At 63.1% G+C, this 26,226-nt stretch carries 19 protein-coding genes; 10 read left to right on the top strand and 9 right to left on the bottom strand.

The annotated features are described in order from the left end of the window. Nucleotides 1-78 precede the first annotated feature (78 nt). Entirely contained in the window at nucleotides 79-762 is a 684-nt protein-coding gene (locus BLR92_RS05525; protein WP_089726347.1) for an alpha/beta hydrolase, read from the top strand. Here the strand turns inward: BLR92_RS05525 and BLR92_RS05520 are convergent. From BLR92_RS05520 to edd, 6 genes are all read right to left on the bottom strand, one after another. Next, complete coding sequence (locus tag BLR92_RS05520) at nucleotides 752-1,732, bottom strand: carbohydrate kinase family protein (protein WP_089726345.1); 981 nt, start codon at nucleotides 1,730-1,732, stop codon at nucleotides 752-754. The genes BLR92_RS05525 and BLR92_RS05520 overlap by 11 nt on opposite strands. After that, nucleotides 1,729-3,417 carry a glucose-6-phosphate isomerase gene (gene pgi / locus BLR92_RS05515; protein ID WP_089726344.1) on the bottom strand — a complete coding sequence of 563 codons (1,689 nt, stop codon included), beginning with the start codon at nucleotides 3,415-3,417 and terminating at the stop codon, nucleotides 1,729-1,731. Before pgi ends, BLR92_RS05520 begins: the two co-directional genes overlap by 4 nt. 146 nt (nucleotides 3,418-3,563) lie before the next feature. Next, a complete protein-coding gene (locus tag BLR92_RS05510) occupies nucleotides 3,564-4,448 on the bottom strand; it encodes an aldo/keto reductase (protein ID WP_089726343.1) in 885 nt (294 codons plus the stop codon). Next, on the bottom strand, nucleotides 4,445-5,323 hold the full coding sequence (locus BLR92_RS05505; RefSeq protein ID WP_089726341.1) for a D-hexose-6-phosphate mutarotase: 879 nt from the start codon (nucleotides 5,321-5,323) through the stop codon (nucleotides 4,445-4,447). The genes BLR92_RS05510 and BLR92_RS05505 overlap by 4 nt, the downstream gene beginning before the upstream one ends. After that, a complete protein-coding gene (gene glk, locus BLR92_RS05500) occupies nucleotides 5,320-6,288 on the bottom strand; it encodes a glucokinase (RefSeq protein WP_089726340.1) in 969 nt (322 codons plus the stop codon). Before glk ends, BLR92_RS05505 begins: the two co-directional genes overlap by 4 nt. Next, complete coding sequence (gene edd / locus BLR92_RS05495) at nucleotides 6,285-8,162, bottom strand: phosphogluconate dehydratase (RefSeq protein WP_089726338.1); 1,878 nt, start codon at nucleotides 8,160-8,162, stop codon at nucleotides 6,285-6,287. The genes glk and edd overlap by 4 nt, the downstream gene beginning before the upstream one ends. 226 nt (nucleotides 8,163-8,388) lie before the next feature. Here edd and gap point away from each other — a divergent pair, with 226 nt between their 5' ends. The 4 genes from gap (at nucleotide 8,389) to BLR92_RS05475 (ending at nucleotide 12,696) form a co-directional block, all read left to right on the top strand. Then, the gene (gene gap / locus BLR92_RS05490; protein ID WP_089726335.1) at nucleotides 8,389-9,390 is read left to right on the top strand and encodes a type I glyceraldehyde-3-phosphate dehydrogenase; all 1,002 of its coding nucleotides are present in this window, start codon (nucleotides 8,389-8,391) and stop codon (nucleotides 9,388-9,390) included. A gap of 300 nt (nucleotides 9,391-9,690) precedes the next feature. Then, nucleotides 9,691-9,972 (top strand): hypothetical protein, encoded by a 282-nt coding sequence (locus tag BLR92_RS05485; RefSeq protein WP_089726333.1) that lies wholly within the window; start codon nucleotides 9,691-9,693, stop codon nucleotides 9,970-9,972. 86 nt (nucleotides 9,973-10,058) lie between these two features. Then, entirely contained in the window at nucleotides 10,059-11,747 is a 1,689-nt protein-coding gene (locus BLR92_RS05480; protein ID WP_089726330.1) for a sensor domain-containing diguanylate cyclase, read from the top strand. A gap of 40 nt (nucleotides 11,748-11,787) precedes the next feature. Further along, a complete protein-coding gene (locus BLR92_RS05475; RefSeq protein WP_245704117.1) occupies nucleotides 11,788-12,696 on the top strand; it encodes a dienelactone hydrolase family protein in 909 nt (302 codons plus the stop codon). A 6-nt stretch (nucleotides 12,697-12,702) separates the two neighbouring features. On the opposite strand, the gene BLR92_RS05470 is transcribed toward BLR92_RS05475, so the two are convergent. After that, on the bottom strand, nucleotides 12,703-14,190 hold the full coding sequence (locus tag BLR92_RS05470) for a coniferyl aldehyde dehydrogenase (RefSeq protein WP_245704116.1): 1,488 nt from the start codon (nucleotides 14,188-14,190) through the stop codon (nucleotides 12,703-12,705). A gap of 213 nt (nucleotides 14,191-14,403) precedes the next feature. Here BLR92_RS05470 and BLR92_RS05465 point away from each other — a divergent pair, with 213 nt between their 5' ends. Together BLR92_RS05465 and BLR92_RS05460 are read left to right on the top strand one after the other, a co-directional pair. Next, nucleotides 14,404-15,564 (top strand): GNAT family N-acetyltransferase, encoded by a 1,161-nt coding sequence (locus BLR92_RS05465; protein ID WP_089726327.1) that lies wholly within the window; start codon nucleotides 14,404-14,406, stop codon nucleotides 15,562-15,564. Between the two features lie 26 nt (nucleotides 15,565-15,590). Next, a complete protein-coding gene (locus tag BLR92_RS05460; RefSeq protein WP_089726325.1) occupies nucleotides 15,591-17,405 on the top strand; it encodes a monovalent cation:proton antiporter-2 (CPA2) family protein in 1,815 nt (604 codons plus the stop codon). Between the two features lie 37 nt (nucleotides 17,406-17,442). On the opposite strand, the gene BLR92_RS05455 is transcribed toward BLR92_RS05460, so the two are convergent. Continuing rightward, nucleotides 17,443-18,060: a TetR family transcriptional regulator gene (locus tag BLR92_RS05455; RefSeq protein WP_089726323.1), complete on the bottom strand. Its 618-nt coding sequence runs from the start codon at nucleotides 18,058-18,060 to the stop codon at nucleotides 17,443-17,445. A 159-nt stretch (nucleotides 18,061-18,219) separates the two neighbouring features. On the opposite strand from BLR92_RS05455, the gene BLR92_RS05450 reads away from it, so the two are divergent. Together BLR92_RS05450 and BLR92_RS05445 are read left to right on the top strand one after the other, a co-directional pair. Then, on the top strand, nucleotides 18,220-19,509 hold the full coding sequence (locus tag BLR92_RS05450) for an efflux RND transporter periplasmic adaptor subunit (protein ID WP_175488729.1): 1,290 nt from the start codon (nucleotides 18,220-18,222) through the stop codon (nucleotides 19,507-19,509). Continuing rightward, on the top strand, nucleotides 19,506-22,658 hold the full coding sequence (locus BLR92_RS05445) for an efflux RND transporter permease subunit (protein ID WP_089726319.1): 3,153 nt from the start codon (nucleotides 19,506-19,508) through the stop codon (nucleotides 22,656-22,658). The genes BLR92_RS05450 and BLR92_RS05445 overlap by 4 nt, the downstream gene beginning before the upstream one ends. Nucleotides 22,659-22,756: 98 nt before the next feature. Here the strand turns inward: BLR92_RS05445 and BLR92_RS05440 are convergent, their stop codons facing one another. After that, the gene (locus tag BLR92_RS05440; protein ID WP_089726935.1) at nucleotides 22,757-23,749 is read right to left on the bottom strand and encodes a lipid A deacylase LpxR family protein; all 993 of its coding nucleotides are present in this window, start codon (nucleotides 23,747-23,749) and stop codon (nucleotides 22,757-22,759) included. Between the two features lie 197 nt (nucleotides 23,750-23,946). Between BLR92_RS05440 and BLR92_RS05435 the strand changes: the two genes are divergently transcribed. Beyond that, nucleotides 23,947-26,223, top strand: a complete 2,277-nt coding sequence (locus BLR92_RS05435; protein WP_089726318.1) for a mechanosensitive ion channel family protein — start codon at nucleotides 23,947-23,949, stop codon at nucleotides 26,221-26,223. Nucleotides 26,224-26,226 lie beyond the last annotated feature (3 nt).

Genomic DNA, 26,226 nt, shown 5'->3' with positions numbered 1-26,226 from the left:
AAAGCGGGCAGCGATGGGTTAGACTCGCCGCTCACAGCCAAGCCTCTTCGCCCCTGTCTCTGTGTAAGGAACGATCGTATGTCTATCTCCGAGCCCTCGATCAAGCCCCTGGTGATCGAGCCCACCAATGGCCGCCCGGCCGATGCCGCGGTGATTCTGCTGCATGGACTGGGCGCCGATGGTCATGATTTCGAACCGCTGGTTCCGGCCCTGCAATTGCCCCCTCATATGGCGGTGCGCTTCGTGCTGCCGCACGCACCGAGGCGGCCGGTGACCGTCAACGGCGGCATGCTGATGCCGTCCTGGTACGACATACTGGAGATGAACTTGGCCCGCCAGATCGACGAGGTTCAGTTGCAGGCCTCGGCGCAGCGCGTGTATGCGTTGATCGACGCGCAGCGCGCCGCGGGTATCGACAGCCGGCGCATCGTCGTCGCCGGTTTCTCGCAAGGCGGCGCCGTGGCTTATCAGGCGGCACTGAGTCATCCCGAGCCGTTGGCCGGCTTGCTGGCGATGTCGACGTATTTCGCCACGGCGGGAAGCATCGAACTGTCACCGGCCAACCGAGAGCTGAGCGTCGAGGTGCATCACGGCACTCACGACCCGGTGGTGCCCGAATCGCTGGGTCGCGAGGGCTTCGAGCGCGCCAGGGACATGGGTCTGGCGGCCAACTATCGCAGCTACCCGATGGCGCATTCGCTGTGCCCCGAGCAGGTCGCCGATATCGCCGCCTGGTTGACGCAGCGCCTGGCTAGTCTCTGACCGATGCCCTGAGCGTGTCGAGATCCTCGCGCGACGGCAACGCCGCGTAGGCGCCGGGTCGGGTAACGGCATGCGCGCCACAGCGACAGGCGACGCTCACTGCGTTCTCGATGCGCTCGCTATCCTCGCACCAGCCGGCGAAGCCGGCGGCATCGACGCCGGCTTCGGCGAGGATCGCCAGTAGCCCGCCAATAAAGGCATCGCCGCCGGCGGTAGTATCCACTGCCTTGACCGGCGGCGGCACAATCTCCAGGCGCTGTCCCAGCCTATGAACCTGCACCGGGCCAGGTCCGTCGGTAATCACGATCAGTCGCACTCCCGCGGCCAGGCGCTGGCTGAGCCAGGCATCGACCGGGTGATCGCCGCGCAGCGCCTCGACTTCCTCGCGTGACAATTTGACCAGCTGGGCACAATCGAGCAACGCGGTGGCGCGGCCGATATCGACCTGGCCATTCGGCCACAGGTTGTGGCGCAGGTTGGCATCGACGCTGACCAGACTCCCCGAGCGGTTGGCGAGTTCGGCCAGTGCCAGGGTGGTGTCGGCGATGGCCTCTTCGGTCAGGCTATTGCTGCACAGATGCACGATGGCGGGCTTGGCGAAGACGCCGGCCGGCAGATGTTCGAGACGGTAGAGCAGATCCGCCGCCGGCGGTCGATAGAAATCGAAGGTGCGCTCGCCGCTTGAGTCCCGCGAGACGAACGCCAGCGCGGTGCGCGCCTCGTCCGTGGTCACCACGCCGGACGTATCGACGCCGTGGGCACGCATTTCGTCGATCAGGAAAGCGCCGAAGCGATCATTGCCGACCATGCCCAGAAAACGGCTGGGCACGCCGAGGCGCGCGCAGGCCACCGCGACATTGGCGGGTGCGCCACCGGCGTAAGGGGTGAAGGTTTCCGGTCCACGAGCAGCGCCCAGGCGGCTTGAGAGCATATCGACGAGCGCCTCGCCGAAGGCGACGACCGGGGTCATGAGCGCGAATCCTTGCTGGTGGCTGGGCGCTTTGGCGGTTTCTTTGCCTTCTTGCTTGCGTCGCTCGCGCCTTGCCGAGGCGCTTGATGGGCCGGGAAATGCTGGCGAACCAATGCCAGCAAGCCCTGCGTCGAGGCGTCGAAATCCTGGGTGCGTTCGTCGATGCGCTCGCTGATCTCGCCGGCGATGCGCTTGCCCAACTGGACGCCCCACTGATCGAAGGAGTTGATGTTCCAGATCACCCCCTGAACGAACACCTTGTGCTCGTAGAGTGCGATCAGCGCGCCGAGATTGCGTGGCGTCAGTTCGTCAAGCAGCAGGGTGCTGGAAGGGCGATTGCCGGGGCAGCTATAGGGGTCGAGCTGGCTGTCATTGCTCACCCCCTGGCTGCCCTCCATGAAGGCGTTGGCCTGGGCCAGCATGTTGGTGAGCAGCGCGAAGTGGTGCTCCTCGACGCCGGGCTCGGGCTTCAGCGAGGCGATGAAGTCGATGGGCACGTAGCGCGTGCCCTGATGCAGCAACTGGAAGAACGCATGCTGGCCATTGGAACCGGTCTGACCCCAGACGATCGGTCCGGTCTTGTAATCCACCGGGTGGCCGAAGATGTCCACCGACTTGCCGTTGGATTCCATGTCGAGTTGTTGCAGGAACGATGGCAACTGATGCAGTGCCTGATCGTAGGGCACGATGGCTTGGGTCTCGGCGCCCATGAAGTTGATGTGCCAGATGCCGATCAGTGCCATCAGCACCGGCATGTTGCTATCCAGCGGGGCTTCGATGAAATGACGATCCATCTGGTAGGCGCCTTCGAGCAACTCCATGAAGCCCTCGAAGCCGATCGATAGCGCAATCGGCAGGCCGATCGACGACCACATCGAGTAGCGTCCGCCGACCCAGGCCCAGAACTCGAAGACGTTCTCCTCGCGGATACCGAATTCCATCGCGGCCTTGCGATTGGTCGACGCGGCGATGAAATGCGCGCCGACGTCGGCATCCTCGCCGGCGTTGTCGAGGAACCAGCGGCGCGCTGTCTTGGCGTTGAGCAGCGTCTCCTGGGTGGAGAACGTCTTGGTCGAGACGATGAACAGCGTGGTGGCGGGATCGAGGCTGCGCAGTACCTTCTGGATGTGCGCGCCGTCGACGTTGGAGACGAAGTGGAAATTGAGCTGGGCATGGCGATGCTTGAGCAGCGCGCGGCAGGCCATGTTGGGCCCCAGGTCCGAGCCACCGATGCCGATATTGACGACATCGCGAATGTGCTTGCCGCTATAGCCCTTCCAGCTACCGTCGCGTACCGCCTCGGAAAAGGCGCGAATCTGCTCGCGGGTGCGCTGGATCTCGGGCATCACGTCCTGGCCGTCGACCATTACCGGCTCGTCGCCGAGATTGCGCAGCGCGGTGTGCAGTACCGGACGATTTTCGGTGACGTTGATGATATCGCCGGAGAACATCTGCGCGCGACGCTGCACGAGCGCCGAATGGTTGGCCAGCTCGATCAGCTTGGCGAGCACCGCATCGGAAATCGGGTGCTTGGAGTAATCGAGAAACAGGCCACCGACGCGTAGGCTCATCTTCTCGAAGCGCTGCCCATCGTGGGTGAAGTAATCGCGAATGCGCTCATCGGCGGTCTCGCGACGCAGGCGCTCAAGAGCCTGCCAAGTGACACTACGGGTGAGTTGGAACATGCACGGGTTCCTGTTGTTGTCGAATGGGGGCGTTTGACTTGGCGATTGAGTGAATCGTGTCAGCTCGGTTTCTCAGCTTAACTTCTCAACTTGGCTCCCGACTGGCGCGGTCGCTGGCGATTCCCGCTTGGCGAGATGCGGCGGCGTCAGGCCACGCGCTGGCTGCGCGCCTCTTCGAGCAGGGCGAACCAGGTCGCCCGATCCAGTGTCAGGGCGCTATCGTGTACCAACTCGCCGATGCGTCTTTCCTTGAGCGTGCCGACCACCGGCACCGGCTGGCCGGGCAGGCGACGCAGCCAGGCCAATGCCAGCCCCGCGGAGCTGACATCGAAATCGCTCGCCAGGCGCTCCAGGGCCGAGCCCAGCACATCCTCGAATACCGAGCCACCGCCCATCGGCGACCAGGCCAAGGGCTGCTGGCCATCGTTGATCAGTGCCTCATAGAGACCATCGAACAACGGCTCGGGGCGTGCCAACGACAGTTCGAGCTGATGGGCGCCGAGTCGATGACGCATGGCGCGCTGCAGATGCCGCCATTGCTCGGGCAGGAAGTTGGAGACGCCGACGGCGCCGACCTTGCCGGCATCGATGGCGTCGTCCAGCGCCTCGGCGGTGGCGGCGACATCCATCAACGGATCGGGGCGATGAATCAGGAAATGCTCCAGGCGCTCGACACCCAGCCGGGCGAGGGCGGCATCGATGGCGGCATTGAGGTAGACCGGCGAGGTGTCGTAATGCTTGACCTCGAAACCCGAATCATCGCGCGCCGGTAGCACGATGCCCGCCTTGGTGACGATCCTGACGCGGGTCTTCAGCGCCGGGCGCTTCTTCAAGGCCCGGCCGAACAGCGTCTCGCCTTGGCGGTCGCCATAGATATCGGCATGATCGAACCAGTGCAGGCCGTCGTCGAGGCGCGCCTCGATCCAATCGGCCAGGCGGTCGGGCTCCTGCAACTCATGGGATTCATGCAGACGCATCATGCCCAGCAGAAAAGGCACGTCGAAGACCGGTCCAGCGTCGCTTACGTTCATTGGCTTGCCTCGCGGCTGATGGTGGTGGCCAACAAATGCTGTGCGCCGGGCACCAGCCAGACGGGATCGAGGCGCGTGCAGGCGGCTTCGACGCAGACGAAGCGATGACCGACCTCGGTCGGGGTATCGGCGGGCAGTTCGTCGTCGGGGTGCCAGACCACCGTGGAGTCGCTGCCTTGCTTGGCGATGCGCAGGCGACGCTGACCATCGTCGAGCACCACCTCACGATTCGACTGATAGATGCGGTCGGTGGCGCCGCGAATACCCGGCTCGCCTTGTTGTACGCTCTCGGCGAAATCCTTGAGCTTGTCGAGATAGCGCGCACCGGCCAGGCCTTCGACCTTGCAGCGATGGCTGTGCGCCACGCTGAAATACGTATGCAGCGCGCCGGTATATTTGATCGGCGTCTCGCCGCGATGCTCGGTAATCAGTTCGACATGCAGGCGCCGGGCGTTGGCCTGGATCACCGCGCGCGGAGTGAGCTGTTCGTGCAGGCGCGTCTCGGGGGAGAGATGCAACTCGACGCCATCCTCGTGTTCGTCGACGGCGTCGAGGCGCCAATCGGCCTTGCGCGCCGTGCCGTGCATCGGCCCCGAGCGGTCCGGCGACTCGTCGGCGAATTTTTCATCGGCGAACCACGGCCAGCACAGCGGAATGCCGCCGCGGATCGCGCCGGGAAGGCCCTGCGGCGTGGGCGTCACCCACAGCCAGCCATCGTCACCGCTCGGCGCAAAATGAAGCACCTGCGCGCCCTGCAGCGATACCGCCAGTTCACCCCACGCTTCGCGCGCCAGCCACACCCGGCGCCCAGCCCACTCGGCCTGACGTTGGCCTTGGGTGGCGTCCAGCAATTGACGCAGGGATGGTGGGATCATGTGACCTCCTCGTTGTGCAGTGCTTCGGCGGCCCCCAGCAACCCGGTCCAGGGCGCGGTGACCACCCAGATGGGGATGCTGGCATTGTAAGCGCTCATGCGGCCCTTGTCGGCGAAGGCTTCGCGAAAGCGACTGCGCGGCAACCAGTCGAGCAAGCGCGGCAGGATACCGCCGCATAGATAGATGCCACCGCGCGCGCCGATGGTCAACGCCGTGTCGCCGCACACGTCGCCGAGAATCTTCAGAAAGCGCAGCACGCTATCCTCGGCGATGCCGTCGCCGGCGCGCGCCGCGCCGGTGACCTCGGCGGGTGAGTTATAGCGCGGGTTGGCGCCCTTGAGCGAGGCGTGCGCGCGATACAGGTCGAGCAACCCTTGGCCGCACAGCAGGCGCTCGACCGAAACGCGGCCGTAGCGGCTACGAAAATAGCGCAGCAGGTTCTGCTCGCGCTCGTCGGTGGGCGCGAAGGTCACATGGCCGCCTTCGGTAGGCAAGGGAATCCAGTCGTGCTGGCCAGGAAACAGCCCGGCCACGCCGAGCCCGGTGCCGGGTCCGATGACCAGGCAGGCACGGCGGGGCTCGGCCTGGCCGTCGCCGATCGCCACGCGTTCGTCCTTGCCGACGTGCGGCACGCCCAGCGCCTGAGCGGTGAAGTCGTTGATCACCTTGAATAGCTCTAACCCCAGCGCCTCCTGCACCTGGCGCTTGGAGAAGCGCCAGGCATTGTTGGTCATGCGCACGTCGTCGTCGTGCACCGGGCAGGCAAAGGCCAGGCAGGCCTCGCGGGGGGCCAACTCGCCGGTGGCGCCGGCGCGGGTCAGATAATCCCGGACGGCGTCTTCGAGCGTCGCATAGTCGGCGCAGGGCAGCGTCTGAATGTCGCGCAGGTCGAACTCACCCGGCGTCACCAGCGCGAAACGGGCATTGGTGCCGCCGATATCGCCGATCAGCGCCGGTCGCGTCATGCCTGGGTTTCCTTGTGCTTGCGAGTGCCCTCGGGGGAGCCCAGATCCTGCGCTTCGAAACCGCCGAACACCGCCGCGCCGTCCTCGGCGCCACCGACCAGACTACGGAAACCGGCGAACAGCTCGCGCCCCAGGCCGTAGCGGTAGTCCTCGATATCACCATCGGCCAATTGGCGGGCCTGCCACTCGGCATCATCGACCAGCGCCACCAGTTCGCCCTTGTCGGCATCCAGGCGCACCACGTCACCCTCCTTGAGGCGGGCCAGCGGGCCGCCGTCGACTGCTTCGGGGGTGATATGGATGGCCGCCGGCACCTTGCCGGAAGCGCCGGACATGCGCCCATCGGTGACCAGCGCCACCTTGTAGCCGCGATCCTGAAGCACGCCGAGATAGGGCGTCAGCTTGTGTAGCTCCGGCATGCCGTTGGCGCGTGGGCCCTGGAAACGCACCACCACCACGACATCCTTGTTCAGCTCGCCGGCATCGAAGGCGGCCTTGAGCTGGTTCTGATCGCTGAACAAGCGCACCGGCGCTTCGACCTGGCGATGCTCGGGCTTGACCGCGGAAATCTTGATGACGCCACGCCCCAGGTTGCCGTCGAGCACGGTCAGGCCGCCGGTCGGCGAGAACGGGTTGGCCACCGGGCGCAGCACGTCGGGGTCGAGGCTTTCGGTGGGACCTTCGCGCCAGACCAACTCGCCGTCGTCGAGAAACGGTTCCTTGGTGTAATCGCTCAGATCGCCGCCAAACACGCTGGGAATATCGCCGTGGATTAGCCCGGCCCCGAGTAGCTCGCGGGTCAGCAAGCTCATGCCGCCGGCGGCCTGGAAGTGGTTCACGTCGGCCTGGCCGTTGGGATAGATGCGGGTCAGGCTCGGCACCACGGCGGATAGCTCGGTGAAGTCGTCCCAGGTAATGGTCAGGCCCACCGCGCCGGCCATCGCGACCAGATGCAGGGTGTGATTGGTCGAGCCGCCCGAGGCTAGCAGGCCGACCATGGCGTTGACGATCGCCTTCTCGTCGATCTGTTGCCAGAACGGCCGGTAGTTACCGGCGGGTTCGGTGTTGCGTATCGCCTGCTCGGCGGCGTAGCGGGTCAGTGCCTCGCGCAGCGGGGTATTGGGGTTGACGAACGAGGCGCCCGGCAGGTGCAGGCCCATTATCTCCATCATCAACTGGTTGGAGTTGGCGGTGCCATAGAAGGTACAGGTACCGGGGCTGTGATAGGACTGCGATTCGGCTTCGAGCAGTTCATCGCGGCCCACCTTGCCTTCGGTATATAGCTGACGCACGCGGGCCTTTTCGCTGTTGGGCAGGCCGCTGGTCATCGGCCCGCCGGGCACGAAGATCGCCGGCAGGTGGCCGAAGCGCGCGGCGCCGATGAACAGCCCCGGCACGATCTTGTCGCAGATACCCAGATACAGTGCGGCGTCGAACATGTTATGCGACAGCGCCACGGCGGTGGCCATGGCGATCACGTCGCGCGAGAACAGCGATAGCTCCATCCCCGGCTGGCCCTGGGTGACGCCATCGCACATCGCCGGGACACCGCCGGCGAACTGCGCGGTGGAGCCCATGGCGCGAGCGGCGTCCTTGATGATGTCGGGGAAAGGGGCCAACGGCTGATGAGCGGAGAGCATGTCGTTATATGACGAAACTATTCCCAGATTGGCGCTGCTCATCATCTTCAGCCGGTTCTTGTCCTGGGAGCCGCAGGCGGCGAAGCCATGTGCCAGGTTGCCGCATGACAGTTCGCCACGATGCACGCCGCGACGGTGTTGATCCTGCATGTGGCGCTCATAGAGGGCGCGCCGTTCGCTGGAGCGATCACGGATGCGCTGGGTCACTTCGGACACGCGGTCATGGATGGTCATGGGGCAACCTCTTTGGCTATTTCGAGGAATATGTGTGTAAATTTAGCAAAAAAATACCTTGAATGTCGTCATCCTTTGGGCCAAATTGTGGCTAAAGCGTAGGATTTTTTCATCGCGACTGCCTCCTGAGCGTCGATAGCGAATCGCTGAAGCATCGATAGCCGCAGAGAATGTGGTCGCCACTTCGTTTCCGACAGTCGGGTCAATTGAACAAGAGGAGGCCACCATGACACTGCGTATCGCCATCAACGGTTTTGGACGTATCGGGCGCAACGTGTTGCGGGCGCTCTACGAGAACGATTATCGCGATCGCATTCAGGTGGTCGCGATCAACGACCTTGGCGATCCCAAGCTGAACGCTCACCTGCTCAAGCACGACAGCGTGCATGGCCACTTCGGCTACCGTATCGAACACGACGAGGAGACGCTGAGTGTCGACGGCGATCGCATCAGTATCTTCGCCCAGCGCGATCCGAGCCAGCTGCCATGGGACAAGCTCAGGATCGACCTGGTGATGGAGTGCACCGGGCTATTCACCAAGCGCGAAGCTGCCGCTCAACACCTCGCTGCCGGCGCCCAGCGGGTGCTGATCTCGGCGCCCAGCCCGGATGCCGATGCCACCATCGTTTACGGCGTCAATGACCGGGTACTGACCGCCGAGCATCGCGTGGTTTCCAATGCGTCCTGCACCACCAACTGCCTGGCGCCGGTGGCCAAGGCGCTGAACGATGCGCTCGGCATCGACAGCGGCTTGATGACCACCGTGCATGCCTATACCAACGACCAGCACCTCTCGGACGTCTATCACAAGGATCCGTACCGCGCGCGCAGTGCCACCCAGTCGATGATTCCGACCAAGACCGGCGCCGCTGCAGCGGTCGGACTGGTGCTACCGGAACTTGCCGGCAAGTTCGATGGCCTGGCGGTGCGTGTGCCGGTGATCAACGTCTCGCTGGTGGACCTGGTGTTCACCGCCAGCCGCGATACCACCAAGGAAGAGGTCAATGCCATCGTCGAGCAGGCGGCGGCGAATTCGCCGGTGCTGGCCGTCAACGCTCAGCCGCTGGTGTCCATCGACTTCAATCACGACGCGCATTCTTCCACTTTTGACGCCAATCACACGCGCGTCAATGGTCGCTTGGTCAAGGTCATGGCCTGGTATGACAACGAGTGGGGTTTTTCCAACCGCATGCTGGATACGGCGCTGGCCATGCAGGCCACCGGCTGATCGCCATGCCCCCGGGTGTGGTGGTGCGCCGGCGAGACTTCTTCGCGCACTCACGGCTTTGCACGGAATTGCGAGTCGGCGCGCCACCCTTTATTTAACGTATTCAATGCAAGTCAGTATGTCTGGGTGCTCTTCTGGGGCACCTTTTTGTTTTCCAGCGTGGAAAAAGCGCCGTGAGCCGCGCGGCGAAGCTGCTAAGCTGTCAGGCAGGTGGGTCTTTTCGGGCCACGTTGGGGTGGCGTGGGAGTATGCTAGACTCGAAAGTTCACCGTATAAGCAAATAATACTTCGGGCTCGGCCATGCATGATAGCGTTGCACAGGCACATCATCTGATTGGCGCGCGACTGCGCGATCCGCAGCGCCGGTCCATGGGGCAGGTCGTGGGCGTCGACCAGACCCGCGATCTGCCCGCGCTGCTGATTATCTGGGAAGGTCAGGTAACGCCAGCGCGAGTGCCGTTATCCGTGCGTGAGTTGCATGAGTTGGTGCAAGCCTGCGTTATCGGTCGAACGATATCGACCGACGATGCAATTGATGGGGCGAACGCCGTTGCGGAATCCGCGACCCGGTCAGGTGGGTGAAGGGGACTGAGTCGAATGGGCAAAGTCGCTAGCGATTATCGATAGAAAAGCGGCATGCAGCGGCACAGGGGACGTTAGGGGACCGAATGAACATGCCGCCGGCATCATCGACGCTGCAACTTTTGCCGCGCTTTCTCGATGCGCTGTTATGCGCTTCTCCCGCCGTGGTCTACGCCACGGATTTCGATTGGTGGCAGGGGCGTTTGCATTATCTGGGCGTCAACGTGCATTCATTGTGCGGCCTCGAACGCCAAGCTCTGCGCGATGCCCCCCACCGCTGGCTGGAACTGCTCGCCAGCCATTCGCGCCAGGACGTTCTGGCTCGGCTGCATGAAGCGCGTGGTAACGGCGCCGATCATCTCAGCCTCAATTACACGATCTGGCATACCGACGGCACGCTGCATCATTTGCAGGACGATATCGTTCTGCATCGCGATGGCCGTGGCGAAGTCACCGAGCTGGTCGGCTCGCTGGTCGACGTCACCGGGCGCCAGTCGCTGCTCGAGCGTTTCGAAAAGCTTAGCGAACAGGTGCCGGGCACGCTTTATCAATGTCGGCTCACGCCCGACAGGCAGTTGCATTTCCCACTGGTCAGCGCCGGCATGCAGCGCCTATTCGGCCTGCAGCCGTCATCCATCGTCGACAATCCACAGACTGCCATCGAACGCGTTCATCCCGACGATACCGACGCATTATGGCGCAGCATTCATCGCAGCGCGCTGCGCATGAGCGTGTGGCGCCACGAATTCCGCTACCGCCACCCCGATGGTCATCAGTTATGGGTCTATGGTCATGCCACGCCGGAGCGCGAGGCCGATGGCAGTATCCTTTGGCACGGTTTCTGCGAGGACGTCACGCTGCGCAAGCAAGCCCAATTGGCGCTGGCCGAGAGCGAACGTCGCTATCGCTTTATCGTCGAGAACGTCAGCGACCTGATCACGCTAATCGATGTCGACGGACTGTGTCGTTTCGCCTCGCCTTCGGTCAGCAACGTGCTTGGCTATACTGCCGAGGAACTGCATTCGCTGGCGCTGATCGAATTGTTGCCGCCGGATGACGCGCCACGCATACAACGTCGCATTCATGAAGCCTCGCGGGCGGGCAGCAATCTGCAACTCGAGCTGCGGGTGCGTCACGCCCAGGGCTATTACGTTTGGGTGGAGACGCATTGCTCGCCGTATATCAATCCAGCCAGTGGGCGCTACGAGTGGCTGCTGGCGGTTTCTCGCGATATCACCGACCGCAAGCTGCGCGAGATGAAACTGCATGAATTGTCGACCACCGATAGCCTGACCGGCGCGCTCAATCGCGGGGCCTTCCTGGGTTGTCTGAAAACCACCCTGGAATCCAGCGACAGCATGCCATCGCGGTTGTCGCTGGTGATCTTCGATATCGACCATTTCAAGACCACCAACGACACCTGGGGGCATGCGGCGGGCGACCTGGTGCTGGCCAGCCTGGGCGAGATTTGCCGCAGTACCTTGCGCTCTCACGATATCTTCGGGCGTATCGGCGGCGAGGAGTTCGCGCTGGTGCTGAGCGGGCAGTCGCTACAGGAATCGGCGGTGCTGGCGGAGCGCCTGCGCAGGAAATTCGAGGATGTCAGGGTCGAATTTCACGGTGAATGGCTCAGTTTTACGGCCAGTTTCGGGATCGCCGAGCGTCTCGACAGCGAGACGCTTGACGACCTGATGCACCGCGCCGACATGGGGCTGTATGTCGCCAAGCGTCAGGGCCGTAACCGGGTTCATCAGGCGTTGTTTCGCGATTCCTGATAGGCTGAAGGGAGAATATGCCAAGCAAGGAGAGCGTTGCATGCGAAGCCTTTTCAAGCTGCTGTGCCTGGCCCCCGCTCTGTTGATGGAGCCGGTGTTGGCTCAGGGCGATGCGCCGGTGCAGGTCCAATCCCAGGTTCAGACACAGGATCAGGTCCAGCCCGAGGTCGAACCCCTGGTTCAGGCGGCCGTCGAGGCAGAGGTCGTCGAGGGGCCGCGCGTCAAGGGCGAGATATTCGAGTATTCCACCGGCGGTGAAACCTATCAGGGCTATCTGGCACGCAACATCGCCGACGACCAACCGCGTCCGGCGGTGCTGGTGGTGCATGAATGGTGGGGGCTCGACGACTACGCCCGCGCCCGCGCCGATCAACTCGCGGCACTGGGTTTCGTGGCGCTGGCGGTCGATATGTACGGTGGCGGCAAGACCACCGAGCACCCCGATGAAGCCGGGGCGTTCTCCAAACGGGTGATGCAGGATTGGCCGGCGGCGCGCGCTCGACTCGAGGCAGCGATGGTCAAGCTCAGCCAGCATCCGGCGGTGGCTGGCGAAAGCATGGCGGCGATCGGTTACTGCTTCGGTGGCGGCGTGGTAATGAACATGGCGTTGGCCGGCATGCCGATCGAGGCGGCGATCAGCTTCCACGGCAGCCCAACCCGCGCGGTGACCCAGCCGCAGCCTTTCGATGGCATCGTCGAGATTCACAATGGCGCCGCGGATACGCTGGTCAAGCGCGATGCGCTGCTGGCGATGACCAGTACGCTAGAGGCCCAGGGCGCTAGCGTCGAGATCACCAATTATCCCGGTGCCGAACACGGTTTCAGCAATCCCCATGCCGACGCAGTCGCCGAGGAGTATGGGCTGCCGGTGGGCTACGACCCCGCCGCCGATGCCGCTTCATGGCAGGCGGCGCTGTTGACGCTGGACGAGGCCCTGAACGGTGAGTAGCGCGTTTTAAATCACCCGTAGCAGCTTCAACAACCAGCGCCGATAAGGCGGGTACGCCAGCGTCGTGCCGTTGCGCCGCGATTGGTGAAATACGCTGCGCTGATGGCTGAAGGTGAGAAAACCCTGTTCGCCATGATAGGCCCCGCTGCCACTGGCGCCGACCCCGCCGAACGGCATGGCCTCCTGGGCGACGTGCCACAGCGTGTCGTTGATCACCATGCCGCCCGAGGTGGTCTGCGTCAGCAGCCGTTCACGGCTCGCTGGATCGTCGCTGAAGGCGTATAGCGCCAGCGGATGCGGTCGGGCATTGACGAAGGCGATCGCGGCGTCGAGATCCTTGACGCCGATCACCGGCAGTAGCGGGCCGAAGACTTCCTCGCGCATCACGCGCAGTTCCCGGTGCGGGTTCAGCACCAAGGTCGGCGGCAGCTTGCCGCTGGCCTCGAGTTGCTCGGCGTCGGCGCCCAGTTCGAGCACCCGGCAGCCGTGGTTCTCCGCCTCGTCGCGTATCTCGATCAGCCGCTGACGATGGCGCCGACTGATGATCGCACTGACATCGTTGTTGGCGGCCGGATTGGGATAGAACTGCGCGGCCGTGATCTCGAGTGCCTCGACAAACGCTTTCATGTCGCGCTCGGGAAGCAGCACGTAATCCGGGGCGATGCAGGTCTGGCCGGCGTTGAGCCACTTGCCGAAGGCGATACGCCGCGCGGCGTCGGCCAGGTCGACACCGGTATCGATGATTACCGGCGATTTGCCGCCCAGTTCCAGCGTCACCGGGGTCAGGTTGGCGGCAGCGGCCTGCGCGACCTGACGCCCCACCTCGGTCGAGCCGGTGAACAGCAGATGATCGAAGGGCAGGCTGGCGAAGGCGCGACCGATCTCGGCGTCGCCGGTGATCACGCATAGCTCTTCTGGGGTGAAATAGCGCGCGGCGAGCTCGGCCATCAGGCGCGACGTCGCCGGTGTCAGTTCGCTGGGCTTGATCATCACCCGATTGCCCGCCGCCAGTGCATCGAGCGCCGGCAGCATGGCCAGGTTCCAGGGATAGTTCCAGGGCGAGATGATCCCGACCACGCCGAGCGGCTGGCGGTGAACTTGCCCGCTGGCGGGCGAAAAGCGCCAGTTGATGGCGGCTCGCTTGGCGCGCATCCAGCGCTTCAGGTGGCGCCGGGTATGGCGAACCGCTTGCTTGAGCGTGGTGATCTCGGCCATGCGCGTCTCGACTTTCGAGCGATGGCCGAAATCCTGATCGATCGCGCGTTCGATATCATCGGCGTGATGCAGCGTCATGCGCTCCAGGCGCGCAAGACGTTCGAGCCGGCTCGCAAGCGACGGGTAAGGGTCGTCGCGATAGGCCTGGCGCTGCGCCGCGAAGCGGCGGTCGAGCTCGCCGGTCGCTGTGCTATCGATATCCATGCCCATGCCCATGCCCATGCCGCTATCCTCGTTATTGTCACGATTCTCGGTGCTTTGCGTATGTCTCGTCATCATGACCATGATATTTCGAAACCTCTGAAAAACTACCTGCGCTGCCACAGCGGCGTTAAAAATAGGCTCATAATGCTCATTTACTCACATATAAACTCCGCTTTTTCACCTGTTTTTGCCTTGCTGTGACAGCCTCGCCTACGTTTTTCAGAGGTTCCGTTTTTATCGGCAGCTTCTTGTCAGACGACTCTCATCAGACTAACTCAGGGAGATGCGATGCGCTGCGAGGTACAGACGCTAGCCGCCATCGAGGCCATTGATGCGACGTGCTGGAATGCGCTGGTCGGCGCCGATCAGCCGTTCCTGCGCCATGAGTTTCTCTACGCGCTCGAGGCCTCGGGGGCGGTGACGCAGCAACGCGGTTGGACACCCAGCCATCTAGCGGTATGGCAGGATGGAGAATTGATCGCGGCGCTGCCGCGTTATTACAAGGCACATTCCTATGGTGAGTACGTTTTCGACTGGGCCTGGGCCGATGCCTGGGAGCGTGCCGGTGGCGACTATTATCCCAAGGCACTGAGTGCGATTCCCTTTACTCCGGTACCGGGACCGCGCGTGCTGCTGGCGCCGGGCGGCGAGCGCCATGGGTCGCTGCAAGCATCGATCCAGGCGCTGGCCGAACACTGCTGCGACGATAGCCTGTCGAGCTGGCATCTATTGTTCGCCGAGGATGCCGAGGTCGATGCCTGGCGGGCGGCAAGGCCGCGCTTGATCGAACGTCATGCGGTGCAGTTCCAGTGGCGGGATCGCAGTTTCGGCGACTTCGATGGGTTTCTCGCGGCAATGACCTCGAAGCGGCGCAAGGAAGTTCGCCGCGAACGTCGCCGGGTCGCCGAGCAGGGTTTCGAGCTGCATCGCTTGTGCGGGTCGCAGATCGATCGGGCGGCGCTCGAGCATTTCTACCGCTGTTATCGAATGACCTATCTGGAGCGCGGCCAGCGGCCTTATCTGGCGTTCGAGTTCTTTCAGCGCCTGCACGAGTCGATGCCGGATGCGCTGGTGCTGATTCAGGCCCGACTCGGCGCTCGGCCGGTCGCGGCGGCGCTATGCCTGCAGGGCGACAGGACGCTATACGGGCGCTATTGGGGTAGCGAGGTAGAGGCCGATTGCCTGCATTTCGAAACCTGCTATTACCAGGGTGTCGAGCATTGTCTAGCCCATGGGTTGACGCGCTTCGATCCCGGTACGCAAGGCGAGCACAAGTTGACGCGCGGTTTCGCGCCACGTCTGCTGCGCTCGTTGCACCATATAGCGGATCCCGACTTTCACCGCGCGGTGGCGCATTTCTGCCGCGAGGAGAGTGACTACGTCATGGCTTATCATCGCCAGGCCCTGTCTCGGTTGCCGTTTCGCCAAGCGTCGCCGGACGAACCGTAAAATCAGCATGCAAGGAACGTCGTACCATGCACTTTCTCGTTGAAGCCGCCGTATTGTTGGGTGCCGCGATCCTCGTGGTGCCGCTTTTCCAGCGCCTCGGTCTGGGCTCGATACTCGGTTATCTGGCCGCCGGGTTGATGCTCGGGCCGTCGATCAGCGGTTTTATCGCCGATCCCGAGGCCGTGCTGCATTTCGCCGAGTTCGGCGTGGTCATGCTGCTGTTCATTATCGGCCTCGAACTCGAGCCATCGCGACTGTGGGCGCTGCGTAAGCGGCTGTTCGGCCTGGGCAGCCTGCAAATGCTGGGCTGTGGCGCGCTGCTGACGCCCATCGGGCTGGCGTTGGGACTGTCGCTGGAAGTGGCGATTCTGCTGGGGATGATTCTGGCGCTGTCGTCGACGGCGTTTGCCTTGCAGGTGCTCAACGAGCGACACCAACTCGCCACGCCGCATGGTCAGGCGGCGTTCTCGGTTCTGCTTTTCCAGGATCTGGCGGTGATTCCGCTGCTGGCGTTGCTGCCGTTGTTCGCCGGCGATGCCAGTGCCGCCTCCGGCAATGCCTGGTTGGCCGCGCTGCGTGGGGTGGGCATGGTGGTCGCCGCGATCGTCTTTGGGCGGCTGGTGTTTCCGCGTGTGTTGGCGTTGGTGGCGCGCAGTGAAGTGCATGAGGTGTTTACCGCCGCCGCGTTGTTCCTGGTGCTGGGCATGGCGCTGGTGATGGATTGGGCCGGCCTGTCGATGGCGCTGGGGGCTTTCCTGGGCGGCGTGCTACTCGCTGACACGGCCTATCGTCATGAACTCGAAGCCAATATCGAGCCATTCAAGGGGCTATTGCTGGGGCTGTTCTTCATCGCCGTGGGCATGTCGGTGAATCTCGCGCTGGTCTACGACAATCTGCTGTGGGTGCTGGGCATCAGCGTGGCGTTGCTTGCCGCCAAGCTGGCGGTCATCGCACTGGTGGGCGTGGTCGGGCGGCTACCACGCAGCGAAATTCCACGCCTGGCCACGGTCATCGCTCAGGGTGGCGAGTTCGATTTCGTGCTGCTGACTGCAGCGGTCAGCGCCGGGGTGTTCGAGCAGCGTATCGCCAGCCTGTGCATTGCCGCGGTGACGTTGACCATGGCACTGACGCCGTTCCTGTATCGCAGCGGCGAGCGCCTGGGCGACCGTTTCAAGGACAAGCGGCCGTTCGATGGCGATTTCGGCGACGACACGCCGCCGGTGCTGATCGCCGGCCTTGGGCGCTTCGGTCAGATGGTCGCGCGGGTGCTAAAGACCCAGGGCATCAACTTCACCGCACTCGATCCCAACATCACCCAAGTAGAGTTCATTCGTCGCTTTGGCTCGCGAATCTACTACGCTGACGCCACGCGGCTCGACTTGCTGCGCGCGGCGGGTGCCGAGCAGGCCCGGGTGATGGTCATCGCCGTCGACGATGCCGACACCGCCACACTGATCGCGCGTCAGGTGCGCATGCATTTTCCGCGGCTCAAGATCTACGCTCGCGCCCGCAATCGGCATCATGCCTGGCAATTGATGGAAATCGGTGTCGATGCGGTGGTTCGCGAAACCTTCGCGGCGAGTATGGAAATGAGTCACGAAGTGCTCAAGGGCGTGGGTTATCCCAGTTCCAATGCGCTGGACGCGGTGCGTACTTTTCGTGATTTCGACAATCAGCTATTTGTCGACTCCTATGAGCATCGCAACGATGAAGCGACGCTGTTGGCCAATGAGAAAGCGGCGATGGCCGAGTTGCAGTCGCTATTCCAGAAGGAATTGAGCGGACGGTCGCCGCGCAGCGAGGCCCCCGGTACCGCGCGGCCCGAACCGGAGACCCTTTAATCGCGTATTGACGGATGGAGAGTCGGGACGGCGGCGGTTACTCGTCCTTGCTGATCAGCCGGAACAGGGTGTCGATCAGCTCGCCGCCTTCGTCGCGCAGCGAGAAACTCGTGGGGTCGCGCAGCCAGTCGTGGAAAAGCCCGCCAAGCGTCGACTGCAGCAGCCGAGCGGCGATTACCGGCGACAGGCCGGGTTGCAACAACCCCTGATCGTGCGCGTGGCGGAAGTGCTCGCACATTTCGTCATGGCATTCGCAGGCCAATCGATTCTGCATTTCCAACGGGTTGATGTCGCTGAAGAACTCGCAGCGATGCAGGAGGATCGAGTGGACCCGCTGAACGCGGGGCTGTTCGATGCGCGCCAGGCCGTTATGGCAGGCCAGGCGCAGGGCATCGAGAGGGGAGTCGATCAGCGTCGGGTCGTCGACCTCGTCGATCAGTTCCTCGAAAGGCATGCGCACCCGCTCGAGCAGGGCATGGAACAGGTCGGCCTTGTTCTTGAAATGCCAATAGACCGCGCCGCGGGTCATGCCCGCGTGGCGGGCGATCTGTTCGAGCGAGGTGCGCGCGACGCCCTTATCGAAAAACACCTCTTCGGCGGCATCGAGCAAGGCTTCGCGGGTGGCTTTGGCTTCGGCTTTGGTGCGTCTGGGCATGGATGATGAAGGCTCGGAACGATAAGTATATATTAGCAATGCTAATAGAAAGCATGTTGCGTCGTTATGGTCATCATACCGTAACGCCCCGATATTTACATTCATGGCTGTATGGATGTAATCTTGGCCGCCATTATTAAACGATCAAGGGATAGCGCGATGCGCAACAACAAGGGCGTGCGTAGGCTGGGCTGGAGCATGGCGCTGGTGTCGTTGGTGCTGGCCGGGTGCGGGCAGGAATCGACGCAGCAACAAGCCGGCCAGCAGCAACAGCCGCCACCGCTTGCCGCTCAGGTGCTCAAGGTGCAGCCCCGCAATCTGCCGGTCGATAAGCAATATTCCGCATTGCTGCGCAGCGAACAGCAGGTGGTCGTGACCGCTCGTGTTACCGGTATTCTCGAAGAAAAGCATTACCAGGAAGGTGAGCGGGTCAAGAAGGGCCAGTTGCTGTTCACGATCGAGCCCGCCCGCTATGAGGCGACGGTGCGTCAGCGGCGTGCCGATCTGCAGAGCGCCGAGGCGGAGCTGTATCGGGCGCAGCGCAACTGGGAGCGCTTCGAGCGGCTGTACGAGCAGAACTCGGTGAGCCAGCAGCAGCGTGACGAGGCACTGGCCACGCTGAAGATAGCGCAGGCGATGGTCGCCCAGGCCGAGGCGGCGCTCGACGATGCCCAGATCGACCTGGACTACACCACGGTGACGGCGCCGGTTTCCGGGCAGATAGGCCTGAGTGAAGTGAACGTCGGCAGCCTGGTGCAGCCACCGCAGGAACTGGTGACCATTACTTCCTTGCGGACCATCGAGGCGCGTTTCGCCTTGCCGCCCGAGGACGCCGCGGCACTGCGCCAGTTGCGCCGTACGCCCGGGGGTGGCGATGTAACGCCCGTAGCGCTGGCCAATCTGACGCCGGATAGCGAGATGGACCGCTTGCGCGGGCGGCTCAATTACCTGGGCGCGAGTGTCGATCGCGATACCGGCACCGTGCAGGTCGAGGCGACGTTCGATAATCCGCAGTCGCTGTTTCTCCCGGGCCAGTTCGTGCATGTGAAGCTCGACGGCCTGGTGATGCCCAACGCCATCGCCGTGCCCGAGATCGCCGTGCTCGAAGGCCGTGAAGGACCGATGGTTTACGTCGTCGCCGAGAATGGCGAGGCCAAGCCGGTCAATGTCAATCTTGGCGATCGTGCCGGGCCGTGGATCGTGATCGACAGCGGGCTCGAGCCCGGTCAGCAAGTGGTGGTGACGCATGTCGCCAGCGTTCAGCCGGGGCGGCGTATCGAGCCGCAACCCTTCGATGGCAAGGCCGAGCCCAAGGCGGTGTCCGCCGGGAACCAGATGCAGGAGCAGCCTGCAAGCGATGCCCCGGCGGCCACGCCGGAGGCATCATCCGCCAGCGACAAGCCCCAGAAACCGCAAGCCGCCTCGGCGCAGGAGGGTGACGGCGAATGAATGTTTCCAGTTTCTTCATTCATCGCCCCGTCCTATCGACGGTGCTCTCGGTGATTATCGTGATCGCCGGGCTACTCTCGCTGCGCGTGCTGCCGGTCGAGCAGTACCCGCAGATCGTGCCACCCTCGGTTCAGGTCACCGCGACCTATCCCGGAGCCAGCGCGCAGACCGTCTCGGAGGCCGTGGCGGCACCCATAGAGCAGGCGATCAATGGTGTTCCCGACCTGCTCTACATCGACTCCACGAGCGCCGATAGCGGCACGATGAGCCTGAGCGCGACCTTTGCCATCGGTACCGATCCGGATCAGGCGACCATCGACGTCAACAACCGTGTGCAGCAGGCCATGGCCCAGTTGCCCAGCGTGGTGCAGACCCAGGGGGTCCAGGTCGAAAAGCGTTCATCGACCATTCTCCAGGTCATCACGCTATCGTCGCCCGACAATACCTACGACTCGGTCTACCTGAGTAACTATGCGCTGGTGAATATCATCGATGCGCTCAAGCGTACCGACGGCGTGGGTACCGCGCAGCTATTCGGCGCCAAGGATTATTCCATCCGGGTATGGCTGGATCCGGCCAAGATGGCCGATTACAACATCACCACCAGCGAGGTGGCCGATGCGATCAGCCAGCAGAACTCGCAGTTCCCGGCGGGCAAGCTGGCCGCCATGCCCAATCCGGACCCACGCCCCTATACGTTCACGATTACCACCGAGGGCCGTTTCAATAGCGTGGCGCAGTTCGAGGATATTCTGCTGCGCACCAGCGAAGACGGTAGCTCGCTGACCCTGAGCGATGTGGCGCGGGTCGAATTGGGCGCGCAGGATTATTCGTTCGTGGGGCGCCTGAACAACCAGCCGGCGGTGCCGATCGGCATCTATCTGCAACCCGGCGCCAATGCCCTGGAAACCGCCGAGGCGATCCAGGCGACGCTGGACCGGTTGTCGGCCAACTTCCCCGAGGGCATGCAGTACAGCGTGCCTTACGACACCACCAAGTTCGTCCAGATGTCGATCAACGAGGTCATCAAGACCTTCGTCGAGGCACTGGCCCTGGTGGTGATCGTGGTATTCGTGTTCCTGCAGAAGTGGCGGGCGGCGCTGGTGCCGATCATCGCCATTCCGATCTCGATCATCGGCACCTTCGCCGGCATGTACGTGCTGGGTTTCTCGGTCAACCTGCTGACGCTGTTCGGCATGATCCTGGCGATCGGTATCGTCGTCGACGATGCAATCATCGTCATCGAGAATGTCGAGCGAGTGATGGAGGAGGAGGGCCTGTCGCCCAAGCGGGCCGCGCTCAAGGCGATGTCGGAGATATCCGAGCCGATCATCGCGGTGACGCTGGTCATGGCTGCGGTGTTCATCCCCGTGGGCTTTCTCGGCGGTCTTTCCGGTCAGCTATACAGCCAGTTCGCGATCACCATCGCGATTTCCGTGCTGATCTCGGCGATCGTCGCGCTGACGCTTTCACCGGCGATGTGCGCGTTGTTGCTCAAGCCACACGATAAGGAAGTGATGGCACCGTTTCGCTGGTTCAATCGCGCGCTCGAAAAGACCACGCGCGGCTACATGAAGGGCGTGAGCTTCTTCATGCGTCGGGTGCTGGTGGGCTTGACGCTGTTCGCTGGCTTTTGCGTGATCACCTTCCTGCTGTTCATGCGCCTGCCCGGGGCACTAGTGCCGCAGGAAGATCAAGGCTTCATCCTGACGATTACCAGCCTGCCGGCGGCCTCATCCCTGCCGCGCACCGACGACTACAATCAGGAACTCGTCGCCAAGTTGCTGGAAGAGGAAAGCGTCGAAAACGTCGTCTCGTTCGCCGGCTTCGATATTTTGGCGGGGGCGCAATTGCCCAATGCCGGGGTTGCCTTCGTGACCCTCGACGATTGGTCCGAGCGCAGTATGACCGCTCAGCAGTTGGTCGGTAAGACATTCGGCATCGGTAGCACCATGCCGGATGGCCAGGTGATCGCCTTCAATCCGCCGCCGATTCAGGGGCTGTCCACCACGGGTGGCTTCGAGGGCTACCTGCAGTCGACCGAGGGTGCGTCGCCCAAGGAGATCGAAGCGAAGGCCCAGCAGGTGGCGCAGGCAGCCAATGGGCGCCCCGAACTGGCTCAGGTCCGCACCACCATCAACACTCAGGTGCCGTCCTACAAGGCCACCATCGACCGCGACAAGGCGCGCAGCATGGGCATTCCGCTCAGCGAGATATACGCGACGATGCAGAGCACCTTCGGCAGGTTGTATGTCAACGACTTCACGCTGTTCGGGCGTAATTTCCAGGTCAACCTGCAATCCGAGGCCGATTTCCGCGAGACGCCGGACGACCTGAACGACATTTACGTGCGCGCCGAAAGCGGCACGATGGTGCCGCTGTCCAGCGTCGTCAGCATGGAGCGCCAGCAGGCGCCGAGTATCATCCAGCGCTTCAACCTGTTTCCGTCGGCCAAGATCATGGGACAGCCGGCGCCGGGTTACAGCTCGGGTCAGGCGTTGGACGCGATGCAGGAGGTGGTTCAGGAGGTCGCCGGCCAAGGCTACCAACTGGGCTGGACGGGCTCTGCCTTCCAGCAGCAGAGCTCCTCGAGTACATCGACGCTGGCTTTCGTGTTCGGCCTGGTGATGGTCATTCTGATTCTCGCCGCCCAATACGAGCGCTGGTCGCTGCCGCTGGTGGTGATCACCGCCGTGCCATTCGCGCTGTTCGGGGCGACCGTGGCGATGCTGCTTCGCGGTTTGCAGAACGACATCTATTTCCAGATCGGCCTGCTGGTGCTGATCGGCCTGGCGACCAAGAATGCCATCCTGATCGTCGAGTTCGCCGTCGAGAAGCGCCAGGAGGGCATGAGTGTCTACCAGGCCGCCAGGGAGGCCGCGCGCATACGCTTCAGGCCGATCATCATGACCTCGTTCGCGTTTATCGTCGGGGTGATTCCCATGGCCATTGCCACCGGCGCGAGCTCGGCGAGCCGCCACTCGATCGGTACCGCGGTGATCGGCGGCATGTTGGGGGCGACCTTGATCGCGATCTTCTTCGTGCCGATGTTCTATGAGCTGGTGGCCAGGGCCGAGGATTGGTTCGATCGCAAGCGCGGCAAGCCTGTCGAGGATGACGGGGCCGAGCCCGAGCCGGATCGCGGTTAGCAGTACGCAATGCTCGCAACGACAAAGCCAGGGCTTCGGCCCTGGCTTTGTCATTTACGCGATAGCGGTGGTATCTGGCGGGTTCTTGACGCTGGTGCCTACAACCAGGTCGACAACGTCAGGGAGCCGAATTGATCGTGGCGGCCTTGCTCTTCGAATTCATCGGTGCGCCACACATTGGTGAAAGCCAACTGCCAGCGATCCCAGGTCAGTGCGAAGCCGAGCTGGGCGTCGCCGACCCACTCGCGGCGATCCACGCTGTGACTATCCTCGAAGGTATTGCCGTCGAGCAATAGATTATGCGCCATGTAGCGACCCTCGAAACTGGCGAAGACATACCAGCTAAAGCCTTGATCGGGCTTGAAAAACGACTGCCCACTACGCGCCGGCGCGACGCTGGGAATGCCGAAGCTACGATCGAGTCCCTCGCCGAAGCGCATTCCCAGTCCGCTCGACGCATAGGTATACAAATTGCCCAGTGAGAAGCCGAGGCTCGGCCCGTACTCGAAGTCCAGCCCATTGAGATGATGCTGAAGTATCCAGGCGCGTTCGTAGGCGAGATTGACGATGGGTTCGTTCTCGAGCTGGTTATCCCAACCCTCGGGTTCTTCGCTGGCGATGAGTTCGTGGAAGCTGCGCTGGATATTTTCGGCACCCGAGGCCGGGCCGACCACGCCGATATCGAAATGCAGGCTACTGGCCTGGCGCCAACCGTTGAGGCGCACATCGTCGAACAGCGATATGCCGCCGAACAGCAGCCCGGCATAGGGGCGGTCGTCTTCGATGAGCCGTTCGATGCCGATATCGTTGGGCGTGTAGATCTGTTGCCCGAAGCGATAGGCCACGCCATCGAGACCGCTTGACGACCAGCCCGGCAGCATATCGGCGAAGCGGCGTGTCCAATGATCGGTAGCGGGCTCGAACGACCACATCAACTCCACCCCATTGGTATAGTGGCCATCCTCGCCTTTGGAGAAGGCATCGTTCTCGACCTTGAGCGAGAGCAGACCCTCGGCCGAAGCCGGCGTTGCCAGGAGGGTCAGTAACAGGGAGCAGGCGAGCGGTGGTACGAGGCGTCCGTTGTCGATCATCATTTTGCCCATATTAGTAAACGTGCATGGCATACAATAGCGTATGTAAACGTGCTACGCATGCTAATTATTGTCCGCGGGGTCCACGCTGACTGGCGCATCGATGCCGGCATGCTGCGCTATATGAGCCCGGCCCCTTGGCTTTGTCGTTTTCAGACGGCACTCTGTCCGCCGGATCAATCGTTTGGAGAGGTGTCATGTCGCTCCCTCGCGTCCTGACCTTGGTATTCGCGCCGCTGCTGTTGCTGGCCATGCTGTCGGTTGCAGCGCCTACTGCCCAAGCGCAGGGCTTGTCGATCCCTGGCATGGGTGGCGGCGGAGGCAGTGGCGAAAGCGCTGGCGAAGCGGTGGACCCCCAGGCGCTGCGCGATTCGCTGGACCGGGTCATCGCCACGCTGGAAAACGAGGCACAGCGCAAGGAGCTGCTGGCCCAGCTCAAGGAGTTGCGCACAGCGACCGGGTCGGCAGCGGGCGGTGGAACGGATATGCCGCATCAAGGCCTGCTCGGGGCCCTGGCCGATTCGCTCAGCGATTTCGATGCCAAGGCCAAGGCTGGGCAATCGCCGTTGGATATCTGGGCGCGCCGTTCACGCAACGCCTTCGAGGATCTCGAAGCGCTGTTCACCTCGACGACGCGCATCGGCGTGCTGCGCAACCTGGCCGAAGCGGGCATTCTGTTGGGCGTCTGGTTTGGGCTGCTTAGCTTGCTGATCGGTGCCGGGCGGCTAATCGCCAAGCGCCGGGATTGGCCGCTGGTATTGCCGCCCGAACCCCGCGCCGGGTTGTTAGCGGCGCACTTTCTGCGCAGGGTGTTGCCGTGGGCGTTGGCGTTCGCAGTGATGCTGGCCAGCCTGCGCTGGTTGGCGGTGCCCGAGGCGGCACGCGCCATAGTGCTGGTAATCGCCTATATCACGTTATGTGGAAGGTTGCTGTCTTCGGTATTCGACGTGGTGATCTCGCTGTTCACTCGGGGCCATCGCCGGGTCGCCGTGGCGATTCTGCGTCAGCAGGCGCTGCGCCGCCTGTTCGTTATCGGTGCCCTGGCGGCGTTGGGCGATGCCGTTAGCAGCGATCAGCTAACCGCGTTGCTGGGCGAGGATCTGGCCGGTTGGCTGGCGGTGTCGGCTAGCGTGCTCGCCGGACTGGTCAGTGGGCGTCTGGTGCTGCGCATCAAGCGTCCGGTCAAGCATCTGATTCGTAATCGCCCCTATGCCCAGCGTCGCGACACCACCAGCGTGCGTGAGCTGACGCGCCTGCTCGCCCGGCTATGGCATGTCCCGGCGTTATTGTTGATCGGCGCCTCGCTGGCGGCGATTCTGATCACCGTCGGCGACGCCGGCGATGCCTTCGCCAAGGCGCTGATTTGTGCCGCGCTGCTAGTGTTGACGCTGGTCGTCAATGGCGTGCTGCGCCGTCACAGCGAAAAAGCCACGCATCGCAAACGCAAGAGCCAGTATCGTCAGCGCCTCGAACGCTTCGGTTATACGCTGGCACATTGCGTGTTCTGGGTGATCTTCGCCGAATTGTCGCTGCGTGTGTGGGACGCTTCGTTACTGGGTATCGGCGAGGGTGGCGCGATCAGCGCGCGTATCGGCCAGGCACTGCTCGGCATCATCCTGACCGTGCTGCTGGCATGGCTGGTATGGATATTCGCCGATACCGCGATTCAGCGTGCGCTGAACGTCTCGGCCAAGTCGCGCGGCCGGCGCGTCCACAGTACCCGGGCGCAGACCATCACGCCGCTAATTCGCAATGTGATCTTCTTCACCATCGTGACCATTGCCGCGATCGTCGGGCTGGCCAATCTGGGCGTCAATGTCACGCCGCTACTGGCTGGCGCCGGGGTCATCGGCCTGGCTATCGGCTTCGGCGCCCAGACCCTGGTGCAGGACCTGATCACCGGGATGTTCATTCTCATCGAGGATTCGCTGTCGATCGACGACTTCGTCGATGTCGGCGGCCACATGGGCACGGTGGAAAAACTCAGCCTGCGCACCGTGCGCCTACGCGACCTTGACGGCATCGTGCATATCATCCCTTTCAGCCAGATCAAGGGCATCCAGAACTTCGCCCGCGAGTACGGCATCGCGCTGATGCGCATCCGTGTGCCGCACACCATGAAGATCGACGATGCCATCGATGTGGTGCGCGAAGTCGCCGACGAACTGCGCCAGGACCCGATGATGCGTCACCACATCTGGTCGCCGCTGGAGTTGCAGGGCATCGAGAGCTTCGATCAGGGCGCGGCGATCATGCGTGTACGCATGCGTACCGGCCCGCTGATGCAATGGGACGTGGCGCGCGCCTTCAACCTGCGCCTCAAGCAGCGCCTCGACAGCGATGGCACGGAGGTGGCCATGCCGCGCATGAGCGTGGTGCTGGAGACCCCCATGGTCGAGAAGAAGGTCGAGGTCAGGGAGGATTCGCTCGACTCGATCTCCCGGGGCGGCGATGGCGATGCGGCGGCGACATGATGG

The sequence above is a fragment of the Modicisalibacter muralis genome, assembly GCF_900102945.1.
GTDB lineage: Bacteria > Pseudomonadota > Gammaproteobacteria > Pseudomonadales > Halomonadaceae > Modicisalibacter > Modicisalibacter muralis.
This window is presented reverse-complemented; position numbering and strand designations above follow the sequence as displayed.